We start from the raw sequence: 13,224 nt of genomic DNA, 5'->3' as shown, positions 1-13,224 counted from the left end.
GCATTAACTCCAGCTCAAATCTGTTTTAAGTAATGGCAGTTGCCTTACACGAATGCCGGTAGCGGCAAAGATTGCATTACACACTGCCGGCGCCAACGGTGGCAATGCGGGTTCGCCCAAACCCGTCACCGGGTAATTGGTTTTAAGAAAATGCACATCCACCTGGGTAGGCGCTTCGGCAATACGTATCATGGGATAGTCGTGAAAATTGCTCTGCACAATACGGCCTTTTTCGATATTTAAGTCTTGAAACATCAATGCGCCCAAACCATCAATCACAGAGCCCTGCACTTGATTTTCCGCTCCGCTTAGATTCACAATTTGTGCGCCAATATCGGTGGCAACCACTACCCGATCCACCTTTAGTTTACCCTCTTTGGAAACTGTCACTTCCGCGACTTGCGCAATATAGCCTAAATGACTGAAATGGAAAGCAATACCCTGCCCTTGCCCTCGCGGTAAGGATTTTTTGCCCCACTCGGCTTTATCCGCCACATGTTGCAACACATGCTTCATGCGATTAACGTCGTAAGGGATGCCTTGTTGACCAGTGCCTGGGATAAAATCTTTGTCACCCAGAATTTCCAGACGAAACTCCAGAGGATCGCGACCAGCGGCATGTGCCAGTTCGTCAATAAAACTATGAAACACCCAGGCCAGTACATTACTGCGCGGCGCTCGCCAAGGCCCCATGGGTATATTACATTCCAGTGGCGTTTGTTCCAGCAGGCAGTTTTCTACCCAGCGTCCGGGAAATTCATCACCCGACAAATTGGCACCACTCCCCAACTCCAACGTGGGTTTACCCTCTTTGATAACCGAGTGGGCAAACGTCACAAAATGGTTGTGCCAAGCAATTAGCTTGCCTTTATCGTTCAGTCCGGCCTGCAAAAAGTGGAAACCACCCGCGCGAAACTGGTCATGCTGCAAATCGTCTTCACGGGTCCAAGTTAACTTGACAGGCACGGACAATTGTTTGGCAATAGCGGCCGCCTCAACTATATAATCGGGAATTAAGCGTCGCCCAAAACCACCGCCGCTGCGGGTGATGTGTAAGGTAATTTTGTCTTTAGGAATATCTAGCGTTTCTGTGACAATTTTCTGCCCTGCTTCTGGATTTTGTGTGGGTGCCCAAATTTCCAAAGCCCCATCCTTATAAAAGGCAGTACAATTTTGTGGTTCAATACTGGCGTGAGAAATAAAAGGATAGCTATAAGCTGCAACCACTGTTTTATCTGCATCAGCAAACGCTTTATTAAAATCACCATCGTTGCGCAGTGTCTCTGTACCCGGTTGTGAAGATAACTCTTGGGCCTTGGCCGTAAACCCAGCCCAGCTTTGTTCAACCACTTTACCCTCATCCCACACTACTTCCAACTGTTTACGTGCGCTAAAGGCTTCCCAGGTTGAGTCGGCTACAATGGCAATACCCGGCAATAATCCCTTCAGGCTACTACCGCCTTCGATTATAAAAGCATGACGCACACCGGGTAAGGATTTGATTTTATCCAGATTGGCACTAACAACTTTGCCGCCAAACACCGGCGATTTTACATAAACAGCATAGAGCATATTAGGCTGTTTTACATCAATACCAAACAGCGGCTTACCTGTCACTACACTGGGGTTGTCGATACCGCCAATACGCGAACCTAGCAACTTATAATCTTTTGTATCTTTTAACTTGACCGTATCGGCAGAGGGAACCGGTAGCGTAATAGCGTGTGCTACCAATTGCCCATAGTCTAGCTGACGGCCACTGGCTGGATGATGCACCGCGCTGTCTTTTGCTAGCAGTTCAGCTGCCGGTAACTGCCAAAGCTCTGCGGCTGCACTGATAAGCATGGTGCGTGCAGTGGCACCCAAGCGATGAAATTCTTCGTAGTTGGTCGGCGTAGAACGAGAACCACCGGCACTTTGGCTACCGTAAATAGGATCAAGATCGCCTTGCACGATCACCACATCCCGCCAATTAACTTCCAGTTCTTCCGCAATAATCATAGGCAGCGAGGTTTTTATACCTTGACCAATTTCCGGTTGCTTGCTAATCAGGGTGACGATACCATTGGTAGCAATGCGAATAAAAGCATTGGGTTTAAAGCTTGACGCTTCGGAAATAGCAGAGGGTTTAGCCACATGTTTGCTAGCGCTATTCGCTTCATCAAGATAAAAACCGAGCACCAAACCACCACCAGCTAGCGCAGAAGTACGCAAAAAACTACGGCGGCCGGGATTTTCAAGTTGGGACCTAATCATATGGACTCCTGACTGGTTAGTTTCGCCGCCAGATGTATACCCGCACGAATACGCAGATAAGTACCGCAACGACATAAATTACCTGCCAGGGCGCTATCTATATCAGCATCGGTGGGTTGCGGCGTTTTTTTCAAAAGCGCTGCTGCTGTCATTAGTTGTCCAGCTTGGCAATATCCGCATTGCGGTACGTCCAACTCTTGCCATGCCCTTTGCAAAGGATGTTCGCCATGGGGATGCAAACCTTCTATGGTGGTTATTTTGCTTTGCCCCACTTTAGATATTGGCGTCTGACAACTGCGGGTCGGCTGGCCGTCAATATGCACTGTACATGCGCCGCACTGACCGATTCCGCAACCGAATTTAGTGCCGACCAGTTGCAGATGGTCTCGCAATACCCATAACAAAGGTGTTTCTGCCGCCACCTCTACAGTTTTGTGCACTCCGTTTACCCTGACTGTGTATTTGCTCATATGAAATGATTCTGCTGATAATTATTATTGATGTTTTTAACCAAACTAAAATTATGTCTACATAAAATGTAACTATTTATTCATTCAAGATACCAAGCTAACAACGTTCGTAAGCACTGACTGCCTAGGCCCAAAAAGCCGAGTACCCAAAGGATCTGACCGAAGAAAAAGCCTTAGTTAATACAAAGGTGAATAGTTACCATGAAATAAACACATATATTTAGTCCTGTTAGTAGGAAGCAAAAATTGTACCGACTATAGCAAGTATAAATTAGACAACGCACAATTTCGTAGGTATTTGAATATCAATCAAATTACAAAAAATTCAATAATTTTCTAGAACACATATCAGTATTCCATTTAGAAATACCGGCAAATAGTTTAATTACCAACAGCACATCAACAGCTGCTGTTTCTTCAGCAACACAAAATTTATTTTTTAATGTTATTTATTATTTCAAACAAAGACTTGAAAAGTGGCATATTAATTGATTATCAAATTAAGCGATATGCATAATGCAAAAAATCGTGTATCACAATAAACACTCGATAAATCCGCTTATTATTTGCAATACTTATGTCCAAATCTTCAGTTCATCGCATGGCCAGTGCGCGCATCCCTACCGCCTATGGCGACTTTCAACTTTGTTATTACACCAATACTGAGGATAAAAAAGAACATTTGGCCTTTTATACTGGAAACATAAACGAAGTAGATGAGGTGCTGGTCCGCATACATTCCGAATGCTTTACGGGTGATGTATTGGGTTCCAGACGTTGCGATTGTGGAGAACAACTGGATAACTCGCTAAAAATGATAGCCAAACGCGGCGCAGGAATACTGGTCTACCTCCGCCAGGAAGGTCGCGGTATTGGTTTGTTGCAAAAAATGCGTGCATACAACTTACAGGACCAAGGATATGATACGGTGGATGCCAACTTGCTACTGGGGCATGGTGCCGACGAAAGAAATTATGCGCTGGCCGCACGTATTCTGGAAGAATTACAAGTAAAATCCGTATTACTGATGACTAACAATCCACTAAAAATTAGCGCACTCAAAGCGGAAGGCATCCAAGTTAATGCGCGCATTCCCTTAGAGGCCCAAGTCAACGCCGACAACGAAACTTACCTGTTAACTAAAGCCATGCGCATGGATCACCAGCTACAGATTACTTCTTTTTCTTACGCCAAAAACCATAGAGCAGCTTATGACTATCAATCAGCAGATTGAAAACTGGCTGGCTTCGCGCAAAACCACTTTTGAGTTTGAAAACCGCCCGTTTGTGACACTTAGCTACGCACAGAGCTGGGATGGCAGTATTACTACGCGTACCGGCGAAACACTGGCGTTAAGTGGCGCAGAATCAACCCGCCTGACCCATCAACTACGCAGCTTGCATGATGGCATACTGGTGGGTATCGGGACTGTGCTAACCGACGATCCGCAACTCACCGTCCGCGAATGGACCGGCGCTAACCCGCAACCCATCGTACTGGACAGCCACCTACGCATGCCACCCAACGCCCGTCTTTGCCAACATTCTGATAAAAATTGCTGGATTTTTACCAGTTTAAACGATGATTCAGATTTTGGTAACCAGGTTGAAATCATCACTATGGAGGGTGATAACGAAGGTAGGGTTAACTTACAACACGCACTCGGCTTACTCTGGGAAAAAGGGATAAAAATGCTGATGGTAGAAGGCGGTAGCCAAGTGATTACTGCATTTCTGAAAGCACAATTAGCGGATGCGCTGGTACTAACCATTGCCCCCACTTTAATTGGCGGCTACAAAGGCGTTGGAAACTTGGGCATTACCAGCAAACAGCAGTTACCTAAAATTCGCCCGCTATATTCACAGATGCTTGAGGATGACCTGATTATGTGGGGAGATTTGCAATACCAAGAGCCAGCCTTATCGTGAAAGCACAACAGCTCTGGTTTACCAATCCCTATCAAATCGAAATCCGTGAGCAGTCATTACCTACCTTGCAAGCTGAGCAGATACTCATCAAAAACGATTGCTCTGCTATTAGTGCTGGCACAGAAATGCTGGTGTATCGTGGACAATTGCCAGCCGATCTTACCCTGGATGCCACACTAAGCGCTTTACAAAACGCGCCCACTTATCCTTTGCAATATGGCTATGCCAGTGTTGGCAGAGTGGCACAGACTGGCACAGCTGTCGCAAGCCATTGGCAAGACAAACGGGTGTTTGCCTTTCAGCCACATGCCAGCCATTTTATCACTACCCCGGAACAAGTCATCGCCTTACCGGATGACATGACCCCCGAAGCAGCGGTGTTTTTGGCCAATATGGAAACAGCGGTCAATCTGCTGCTGGATGGCAATCCTGCACTAGGCGAACGCGTACTGATCTTAGGACAAGGGGTCGTTGGTCTGTTGGTTTCTAGCTTACTGGCACAGTTTCCATTAGCGGCACTGTATGGTATGGATGGCTTGGTTGAACGGCGGAGTCGTGCTTTGCGCATGGGTGTGCAACAAGTTTACGACCCTGGCTCTGCTACACAAATTGCCGTGTTAAAACAGGCGCTACAATTACCCTCACCACAACTGGCAACACCTGGCACAGGCGTTGATTTAATCTACGAACTGAGCGGTGTACCAGATGCCTTGAATCTGGCTATTGATTTATGCGGCTATAGCGGACGTATCGTTATCGGTAGCTGGTATGGCAACAAAGCCGGCACTCTACACTTGGGTGGTGTTGCACACCGTAATCGCATAAAACTCATTAGCAGTCAGGTCAGTAGCATTGCCCCGGAACTCACTGGCCGCTGGGATAAAGCACGCCGTTTTCACACCAGTTGGGACATGCTGCGCCGGGTGCAACCACAATCATTGATTAGTCATCGACTGCCGCTTACGCAAGCGAACAGCATCTATCAACAACTAGACCAAACCCCCGAAAAAGTCTTGCAAGCTATTTTTATTTATTAAAAGTGAAGGAAAAACCAAAGTGTATAGTGTAGCCGTAACCCGTGAATTCATTGCCCGTCATTTCTTATTTGGAGGCGACTGGGGGAGCGAAAATCAGCCCCATGCCCATCAGTATGTTGCAGAAGTTAGAATTAAGGGCGAACAGCTCGACCAACACGGCTATCTGGTCGATATTGTTGCCATTGAAGCGGCTCTAGACCTGATAGTGTCAGAGTTCCGCGATCAATTGCTTAATGATAAAGCAGAATTCGCCGGACTTAACCCTAGTATCGAGCACTTTAGTCGCATTATCAGCGAAAAACTCATCGCAACCATCAACCCACCCGGTACTGGTTCACTACGGGTAAAACTGTGGGAGAATGCCAGTTGCTGGGCTGCTTATAAACAGCCTTTCTAAGCAATCCTAAACCATGCGCATCGGTTTGTTGATTTATGGTGATTTGAACACAGTGAGCGGTGGCTATCTGTACAACCGGAAACTGGTATCTTATCTACGCGAACAGGGAGAACAGGTGCAGATTATCAGTCTGCCGCAGCGCAGATACTGGCAGCAACTAGGCGATAATTTCAGCCAGTTTTGCCTTGCGCAAATCAGCGCAGCCGATATTGACATATTGATACAGGATGCCATGGTGCATCCTTCAGTATTTATGCTGAATCAACGCTTAAGCAAACAGCTCAAGATACCTCTTATTGCACTGATACACTTACTGACAAGTTTCGATCACCACCCGTGGTTTAGCGTCTGGTTTTATCGATCCATCGAACGCCATTATCTTAAATCCGTAGCGGGAATAATAGTTAACAGCCAAACCACTAAAGCACAAGCAATTGAGTTAACCAACAACCACCCCCCGCCCCTGTGTTTGGCAGTACCAGCAGGCGATAATTTTCCCTGCGCGCAGATAGAGTTTGATGCTATCAACCAACGCGTACTAACACCCGGCCCTTTGCACATTCTGCTGGTAGGTAATGTCATTCAGCGTAAGGGTTTACATGTATTATTGCAAGCACTACGGCAACTGCCAACCGAGAACTTTCAGCTGACAGTAGCCGGACGACTGGACATGGAGCCTGACTATGTAAAGCGGATAGAAACGCTTATTCACGATTCACAGTTGCAAAAACAAGTGCTGCTAAAAGGGCCGGTACAAGGCCAAGCCCTGGCCAATCTATACCTGCAGCATCATATAATGGTATTACCCTCTGCCTATGAAAGCTATGGCATCGTCTATGTAGAAGCCCAGCAGTTTGGTCTGCCAGTAATCGGCACCCGCGCAGGTGCTGCTAAAGAAATTATCAAACACGGCGATAATGGTTATTTAATAGCGGTTGAAGACTGGCAAGCCTTAGCCGATCACCTGCAAACATTACAAAATAAGCGTTCACTTTTACTAGAATTAAGCCAGAATTCCTTAGCCGCTTATAGCCGCCATCCAACTTGGAAAAACAGTTGCAAAACCATACGCGAATATTTATATGCGCGATTGGACGGTGATTAAAAACACAAAATAATACTTATCAACATAAATGATATTTCATTCTAAATCTATCATTATCTTTAAGAAAATTAAGCAGATATAATAAACCTGCTTTTATGATTAATACCTTGATTAGAGGATTGGGTGATTAAGGACAATTACTGAAATGGATTTATTGATGGCGGGATTTATCCCGCCATTTTTATTGGGTAACGCTCTAGGATAAAATCAAACAACAACACTTTTTTTATCAAATAAATCTTTTCTATCTAAATACCCAATAAAGCTTAAAATCTTCGTAATATATGTTCGTCGCATCTCATGATTAGAAAATGATAAAAGCCCAGTATCCTACTTACGGATTTTTTTGCGGCCGTTAGTTGACTTGAATGAGAATAAAGCCCAGCTTAAAAGCAGATATGGTTATAAATCCAAAGGATAGCTTGAATGTAAAAAAACTCGGTTATTTCAAAGCATTTGCTGGGTTTCGCGTTGTTCTACCCAATCTACGTACCATATGCACATAACAGAATTGCAAACAGCTCGAACGATCCTCAGGCCATTTACCAACAATGATGCTAAACAAGCATTTTCGTGGTTTGGCGATCCAGATGTAATGAAGTTGACTCCTTATGGTCCAGATGTCACACTGGAAACCACCCTTTCAAGGATCACTCATTATATTGATCACCAAGAGCAATATGGGTATGCAAAATGGATGATTATTGATAGTACTACCATGAAACCCATTGGTGACTCAGGCCCCATGTATTTTCCAGAATGTCAGAGTTTCGAGTTAGGCTATAGATTGTTGCCTAGCTTCTGGAACCAAGGTATAGCAACCGAAGTTGCAACTGCCTGGATTCGGTATTGCTTTCAAGTATTAGGCTTGAAAAATTTAATGGCTTTTACGCATACAAAAAATTTGGCTTCAATACATGTTCTAGAAAAAACAGGATTTCAATTCAGCCATCAAGAGCGCCTTTTGGGGATGGACAGCATGATTTTTAATATCGCCAGTCGGCGTAACCGTGATTAGCAGACGAAGTAATTATGCTGGCACCTATAGCTGCTCGAAAAACGGCATGATCAAAATGCCAACTCCGCTTGACGACTTTCAGGCGCAGGTACGCTCAATTCTTCATGAACTAGGCATAGCAGAAGACATGCCGGCAGCCCGTGGTTTGGTGTTGTGGTCGCCGCCGTCCGAACTTGTTGTCGCCGAGATTGCGGCTAACGGTAAAGAATTTCTGTTAACGCCTGAAGCTTCCTCTGCTTGGCATAAGCTTCGAACTGCTGCCGCAGACGATTGCATAGAACTACAAATGATATCGGCCTACCGAAGCCTGGAACATCAGGCAGCCATCATCCGCCACAAGCTTGAGCGAGGCCAAAGTTTAGACAATATTCTTAAGGTATTGGCTCCTCCCGGTTACAGTGAGCACCATAGCGGTACCGCCATTGATATCGGCGCTCCCGGCTGTCTGCCTGTGGATGAACGGTTCGATACCATCCCGTCCTATGGCTGGTTGTCCGAATACGCCAACAGCTTTGGATTTTTTCTGTCGTTTCCAAAAGACAATCCCTTCGGCTATATTTACGAACCTTGGCATTGGCGATTTAGGGCTTAGTTTCAAAAAAATAGCCTGCCCTATAATCAACGCCTAATAGCCTGAATTGTTTGCCTTTATATATTTAAAAGTTTTTGTAACTATTCAGCTAGATTATCAAAAAACTTATAGGCAGTTGATAACCTTGGCTTTGGGTGCAGGGGGTCCTGGTAGAGGTGTTGCCAGCATGGATGCTGGCATCAAGCCTACATGGATGTATTCACGGCGTCCTCTACCAGGAACCCCGGCACCCAAAGCCAAATAGCAGACAATACGCTTAATAGTTACAAGTTTTTCAAAATGGCAATATTATATTAATCGGTAATTTACTTCTGTTACGTTTAACGGTAAGGTTAGACTACAACTTATTCCCAATATTACGCGTTGCTACTCGCGGCTACCAGAACTTCACCATAACAATTGATAATCAATGGAGATAATAGATGAAAACCATCATTGCAGCACTGACCATGATTTCTTTATTTTCTATGTCCGCTATAGCAGCAGAAAATAACAATCAAGTGATCACCAACCAAAAAATCATCTTAAATAACCTAGACAAGATACTTAATAACCAAACTAAGCTTGATAAAATTATAGATAATCAGAAAACCATATTAGGTAATCAGGAAAAGATACAGGATAATCAAAAAAAACTTGATAAGATTCTTCAAAATCAAGAAATCATAATAGAAAAGCTCGGTTCTAAACCCAGCAATTAGATCAAATGGAACGCGAGCTAAATTAGTATCACAATAATCTCCAAGCATATTGACGATAACAAGACACCCATAACCCGGCAAGGATACAATGTAGTTAATCAATCAAGAAACCACCACTTTGATGTTGCCACATTGCGAAATACATACCTTGTTTGGCCAGAAGTTCTTGGTGGGTGCCTTGTTCGATGATATTACCTTGATCTAACACAATAATCCGATCCATACTCAAGATAGTGGATAGACGGTGAGCAATAACCAAAGCTGTTTTATGTTTTATGAGTTCGAAGATAGCGACCTGTATTTGTTGTTCAGTGAGTGAATCTAAGGCACTGGTGGCCTCGTCCAGCACCACGATAGGCGCATCTTCTAAAAAGGCACGAGCAATCGCAATTCGCTGTCTTTCTCCACCTGAAAGCTTAACCCCCCGCTCACCCACCAGCGTATCAAAGGTTTGTGGTAATGCGCTGATAAAATCCAGGCTGCGCGATTTTTGAGCCACATCCAGTAGTTGTTCGTCTGATACTTCCGCACCTAAAGTGATGTTATCGCGAATCGAGCGATGAAATAACTCAGGCTGTTGTGGAACCATGGAGATTTGTTGACGTAGGGATTCCAGGGTAAAGTTTTTTGCGTCAATTCCATCAAAGTAAATATGACCTTGCTGAGGATCTAAGAATCGAAACAGTAGCTTGGTCAAACTGGATTTACCAGAGCCAGAATGACCAACCAGCGCCACCTTTTCGCCAGCTTTAATATTAAGCGAAAAGTTTTTAAAAAGAGCCGTTTGCTGGCTATTATTTGAGTGATAGCTAAAGTAAAGGTTTTTAAAATCAATATCCCCTAAGCTAATGATATGTGGTTGTGCCTCAGGGCTATCGACTTCAAGTTCTTTTTGTCTAAAGACTTCTGCCATTTCTGAGGCGTCCGCCAAAGAGGTAAACAAGTTTCTAATATTACGCCCAAACTCCCATAAGCGTTGAATCAGCATAAGCATAATTGATTGAAATAAAACAAATAAGCCTATCTCAAAATTCCCGGCTTGCCATTTTTGGATCATGAGATCAATTAAGAGTAGTTCGAAGCCAAAGGTCATTAAGCCTTGGACAGCAAAAGAAAGGAAAGTAAAAGCCCAAGCAACTTTTTTCTTTTTGTAAACATGGTCAGTGGCTTTGTTAATGAGCTTTTGCTCTCTATTTTCTAAGGCAAAGCTTTTGACAATAAACATATTGCTAATAGCATCCGAATAAGCACCTCCCACCAGTGAGTCTGCTTCGGCCACAGCTTTCTCAAAACGCAATTTCCAGATGGAATAGCCGATATTCCAAGCGATAAATACTACAACCCAAATTAAAAAGTAATACGCAAACTCTGGTTCCTGTTGATAAAACAAGGTGAAAGAAATAGAGATGGCTAAAATATTCATGTAAAACTGAAATAAAAACCAATCCATAATAGCTTCAAATGAATGAGTGAAGCGATAGGCTTGTTTTATTAGACTGCCAGAAAAGCGATCTTCAAAGAAAGAATACTTCTGTTTTTTAAGGATATCAAAACAGCGTTTATCTAACAGATTAATACCACCCGCTTCTAAGGGTATGATGGCTATTTCCAGAAAGCGCCAAGATATCCAGATTCCAGCATAAATACCAGCTAGGGTTTTTAAATTGTCTAGTAATAGAGCAAGGGTAGCTTTGGAATAAGGTAAGGCTAGGCCATTAGCAATGTTTTTATAATAGACAGGTGCAGATAAATCCAGGGTGATGGCACTGCCTAAAGCGAATAAAGTTAATAAGAAATAGCCTTTTTTTTGCCAGATAATTTTGCAGTATTCTTTAAATATAATATCCATTCGCTATAGGCATCCATGAACTGTAGGTTTTTTATGATGGAAAATAATGACATAAAGCTTAAAAGCTTCGTAATCTTGAGTAGTCACATCGCATAATTAGAAAATTAAAAAGCACAGCACCCTAATTGCGTATAGTTCGGCACTGTGGATATTATAAGGGATAGCACCCTTTTCCTTTACAACCCTTAAAATTTATTCTTCTGGATAGTAAAGAAATTCGGCGTCCTGCTTGATAAACCGCTTGATCAACCATGGACAAACAATCCGATCAATTTTGGGATGTTCTCTTATGATCCATTTATGGGGATTTTTTAAGTTTTAGTCTGAGTATCTAGTGCGGATTTAAAAGCTTTCGCCAAATCATTGCTGCTACCTTCACCCCAGTAGTGCAGAAATACAATTCTTGGTGATTCCCCAACCATGTGATTGTGAATCGTAGTAATTGCGATACCAGCACCGCGTAAGGCTTTCAGTACACCTTGTAGTTCGGACTCCAGCACTGCAAAGTCACCTTCGACGATGGCTTTGTCATTGCTGCCTGCAAATACCGCCCAAGTATTGACACCCATGCTCTTGCCAACAGTATGACCATCCATTTGCGTAGTACGGCCAATGGTGGCTTTATATACTTCGCCCGTTTTTTCTAGGGTGGCACCAATGATAGTTTCTATGGACTTTGGATCTAGCGATGTTTTACTCACATCGAATGACTTAGGTTTTGTTGTGATTTTAGTTGTGCTGGTTTCCTTAATTTTAGCAAATACCTTGCCGACGCCAGACGCCAGATTATCTAATTCACCAGAACCACCAATATGCATAAACATCACTTTCGGGGTATCCCATAGAAAATGATTGTGCAACGCAGTAACTTCAATGCCGTTTTCCAGTGCGGTGCTCATCACCGGGTTGATCTGGTCCTCCTGCAACACCATGTCGCCCATAATCATTACTTTCTCACCTACAAAAGAAAAGGCAGCCCAGGAAGTAAAGCCAGTAGCTGCTGACATTTTTACACCAGCAACGGTAACGGTTAAATCGCTCCGAGGGACAGAAACTTTGAAGACATTTTCTGCAGTATCGAGTTTTCCTTTTGCTCCTGTCAATTGTTCTATCTTGGCGGCATCCAGTATACCTGTATGCTGACCAGGCTCCTGAGCATAGACCGCACTGCTCAACAGTGATGAGATTAACAGAGCTAGAACTTGAGATTGAATCAGGGTATTCATATAAAAACTCCTTCCTGGGCTAACCAGATTTTGATATTACTAAATAAAAAACCGATACTACCAGAGCAGAGATAACGCCGACTTTGTAACGAATCAACGCCAAAATAGCGTATAAACTAATAATTGCGGATATAGCATCAAACGTCCCTGTAAAGCCTTGTGACCAGAACACTTGCTAACCAAAAAATATGGCCAAATTTAGAATCACGCCAACCACTGCAGCGGTTATGCCTGTTAATGGCGCAGTGAATTTCAGATCACATTGTCGATGGACCGCCAGCCAAAATAAATATACCGAACCTTTGGCATAACCCAATTCTAAAGTTCTATCCATATAGTGCGACATGGTGGTGCCCACAGTACTGGTAGTGAGTATCACTGTCCAATACAGTACGGGTTAAAACGTTTCGCTAGTAACTGCCAAATGAGCGTGATCAGAAATAGACCAATCAGAATCAGTGAACTCGGCCCATAGCCAATATCCAATGTCATGTACAATAAATCACCCGCGGTTTCACCTAAAGTAGTGGCGCAAATTTTGATGATCCAAAAATAAATAGTGATTTCTGCGACTTTATTCATTGTGTCTGCCTATTGCTCATCTACAAGGCCAGAGTGCGCATCGCGTACCCTGACCATTATACT

Annotated in this window: 14 protein-coding genes and 1 pseudogene; 8 read left to right on the top strand and 7 right to left on the bottom strand. The window is 43.7% G+C overall.

Translation table 11 applies throughout. The features are described from left to right. Nucleotides 1-3 precede the first annotated feature (3 nt). A complete protein-coding gene (locus tag ABH008_RS06695) occupies nt 4-2,256 on the bottom strand; it encodes a molybdopterin cofactor-binding domain-containing protein (protein ID WP_347989081.1) in 2,253 nt (750 codons plus the stop codon). Further along, nucleotides 2,253-2,726: a (2Fe-2S)-binding protein gene (locus ABH008_RS06690; protein ID WP_347989080.1), complete on the bottom strand. Its 474-nt coding sequence runs from the start codon at nt 2,724-2,726 to the stop codon at nt 2,253-2,255. The genes ABH008_RS06695 and ABH008_RS06690 overlap by 4 nt, the downstream gene beginning before the upstream one ends. A 577-nt stretch (nt 2,727-3,303) precedes the next feature. On the opposite strand from ABH008_RS06690, the gene ribA reads away from it, so the two are divergent. From ribA to ABH008_RS06650, 8 genes are all read left to right on the top strand, one after another. After that, nucleotides 3,304-3,960: a GTP cyclohydrolase II gene (gene ribA, locus ABH008_RS06685; protein WP_347989079.1), complete on the top strand. Its 657-nt coding sequence runs from the start codon at nt 3,304-3,306 to the stop codon at nt 3,958-3,960. Beyond that, nucleotides 3,938-4,654, top strand: a complete 717-nt coding sequence (locus ABH008_RS06680; protein WP_347989078.1) for a RibD family protein — start codon at nt 3,938-3,940, stop codon at nt 4,652-4,654. The genes ribA and ABH008_RS06680 overlap by 23 nt, the downstream gene beginning before the upstream one ends. After that, a complete protein-coding gene (locus tag ABH008_RS06675; protein ID WP_347989077.1) occupies nt 4,651-5,691 on the top strand; it encodes a zinc-binding alcohol dehydrogenase in 1,041 nt (346 codons plus the stop codon). The genes ABH008_RS06680 and ABH008_RS06675 overlap by 4 nt, the downstream gene beginning before the upstream one ends. A gap of 19 nt (nt 5,692-5,710) precedes the next feature. Then, complete coding sequence (locus ABH008_RS06670; RefSeq protein WP_347989076.1) at nt 5,711-6,088, top strand: 6-carboxytetrahydropterin synthase; 378 nt, start codon at nt 5,711-5,713, stop codon at nt 6,086-6,088. A 13-nt stretch (nt 6,089-6,101) separates the two neighbouring features. Next, nucleotides 6,102-7,193, top strand: a complete 1,092-nt coding sequence (locus ABH008_RS06665; RefSeq protein WP_347989075.1) for a glycosyltransferase family 4 protein — start codon at nt 6,102-6,104, stop codon at nt 7,191-7,193. A 496-nt stretch (nt 7,194-7,689) separates the two neighbouring features. Continuing rightward, nucleotides 7,690-8,211 carry a GNAT family N-acetyltransferase gene (locus ABH008_RS06660; protein WP_347989074.1) on the top strand — a complete coding sequence of 174 codons (522 nt, stop codon included), beginning with the start codon at nt 7,690-7,692 and terminating at the stop codon, nt 8,209-8,211. Then, nucleotides 8,204-8,803, top strand: a complete 600-nt coding sequence (locus tag ABH008_RS06655) for a M15 family metallopeptidase (RefSeq protein ID WP_347989073.1) — start codon at nt 8,204-8,206, stop codon at nt 8,801-8,803. Before ABH008_RS06660 ends, ABH008_RS06655 begins: the two co-directional genes overlap by 8 nt. Nucleotides 8,804-9,225: 422 nt before the next feature. After that, nucleotides 9,226-9,504 (top strand): hypothetical protein, encoded by a 279-nt coding sequence (locus ABH008_RS06650; RefSeq protein ID WP_347989072.1) that lies wholly within the window; start codon nt 9,226-9,228, stop codon nt 9,502-9,504. 94 nt (nt 9,505-9,598) lie between these two features. Here ABH008_RS06650 and ABH008_RS06645 read toward each other — a convergent pair whose 3' ends face one another. The 5 genes and pseudogenes from ABH008_RS06645 to ABH008_RS06625 all read right to left on the bottom strand — a co-directional run bounded on the left by ABH008_RS06645 (nt 9,599) and on the right by ABH008_RS06625 (nt 13,161). Further along, the gene (locus ABH008_RS06645; RefSeq protein ID WP_347989071.1) at nt 9,599-11,353 is read right to left on the bottom strand and encodes an ABC transporter ATP-binding protein; all 1,755 of its coding nucleotides are present in this window, start codon (nt 11,351-11,353) and stop codon (nt 9,599-9,601) included. 192 nt (nt 11,354-11,545) lie between these two features. After that, nucleotides 11,546-11,644 carry a chromate resistance protein ChrB domain-containing protein gene (locus tag ABH008_RS06640; RefSeq protein ID WP_347989953.1) on the bottom strand — a complete coding sequence of 33 codons (99 nt, stop codon included), beginning with the start codon at nt 11,642-11,644 and terminating at the stop codon, nt 11,546-11,548. A gap of 20 nt (nt 11,645-11,664) precedes the next feature. Then, nucleotides 11,665-12,579: a DUF1259 domain-containing protein gene (locus ABH008_RS06635; protein WP_347989070.1), complete on the bottom strand. Its 915-nt coding sequence runs from the start codon at nt 12,577-12,579 to the stop codon at nt 11,665-11,667. After that, nucleotides 12,576-12,835 (bottom strand): annotated as a pseudogene (locus ABH008_RS06630) (chromate transporter); the annotation flags it as partial. The gene ABH008_RS06635 and the pseudogene ABH008_RS06630, both read right to left, overlap by 4 nt. A gap of 119 nt (nt 12,836-12,954) precedes the next feature. After that, a complete protein-coding gene (locus ABH008_RS06625) occupies nt 12,955-13,161 on the bottom strand; it encodes a hypothetical protein (RefSeq protein WP_347989069.1) in 207 nt (68 codons plus the stop codon). Between the last annotated feature and the right edge of the window lie 63 nt (nt 13,162-13,224).

This window comes from Methylomonas sp. AM2-LC, from assembly GCF_039904985.1.
Taxonomy (GTDB): Bacteria; Pseudomonadota; Gammaproteobacteria; order Methylococcales; family Methylomonadaceae; genus Methylomonas.
This window is presented reverse-complemented; position numbering and strand designations above follow the sequence as displayed.

Excerpts from the sequence above, each read along its gene's own strand:
- ABH008_RS06695 (WP_347989081.1), bottom strand. The coding sequence starts at position 2,256 with ATGATTAGGTCCCAACTTGAAAATCCCGGCCGCCGTAGTTTTTTGCGT.
- ABH008_RS06690 (WP_347989080.1), bottom strand. The coding sequence starts at position 2,726 with ATGAGCAAATACACAGTCAGGGTAAACGGAGTGCACAAAACTGTAGAG.
- ribA (WP_347989079.1), top strand. The coding sequence starts at position 3,304 with ATGTCCAAATCTTCAGTTCATCGCATGGCCAGTGCGCGCATCCCTACC.
- ABH008_RS06680 (WP_347989078.1), top strand. The coding sequence starts at position 3,938 with ATGACTATCAATCAGCAGATTGAAAACTGGCTGGCTTCGCGCAAAACC.
- ABH008_RS06665 (WP_347989075.1), top strand. The coding sequence starts at position 6,102 with ATGCGCATCGGTTTGTTGATTTATGGTGATTTGAACACAGTGAGCGGT.
- ABH008_RS06660 (WP_347989074.1), top strand. The coding sequence starts at position 7,690 with ATGCACATAACAGAATTGCAAACAGCTCGAACGATCCTCAGGCCATTT.
- ABH008_RS06650 (WP_347989072.1), top strand. The coding sequence starts at position 9,226 with ATGAAAACCATCATTGCAGCACTGACCATGATTTCTTTATTTTCTATG.
- ABH008_RS06645 (WP_347989071.1), bottom strand. The coding sequence starts at position 11,353 with ATGGATATTATATTTAAAGAATACTGCAAAATTATCTGGCAAAAAAAA.
- ABH008_RS06635 (WP_347989070.1), bottom strand. The coding sequence starts at position 12,579 with ATGAATACCCTGATTCAATCTCAAGTTCTAGCTCTGTTAATCTCATCA.
- ABH008_RS06625 (WP_347989069.1), bottom strand. The coding sequence starts at position 13,161 with ATGAATAAAGTCGCAGAAATCACTATTTATTTTTGGATCATCAAAATT.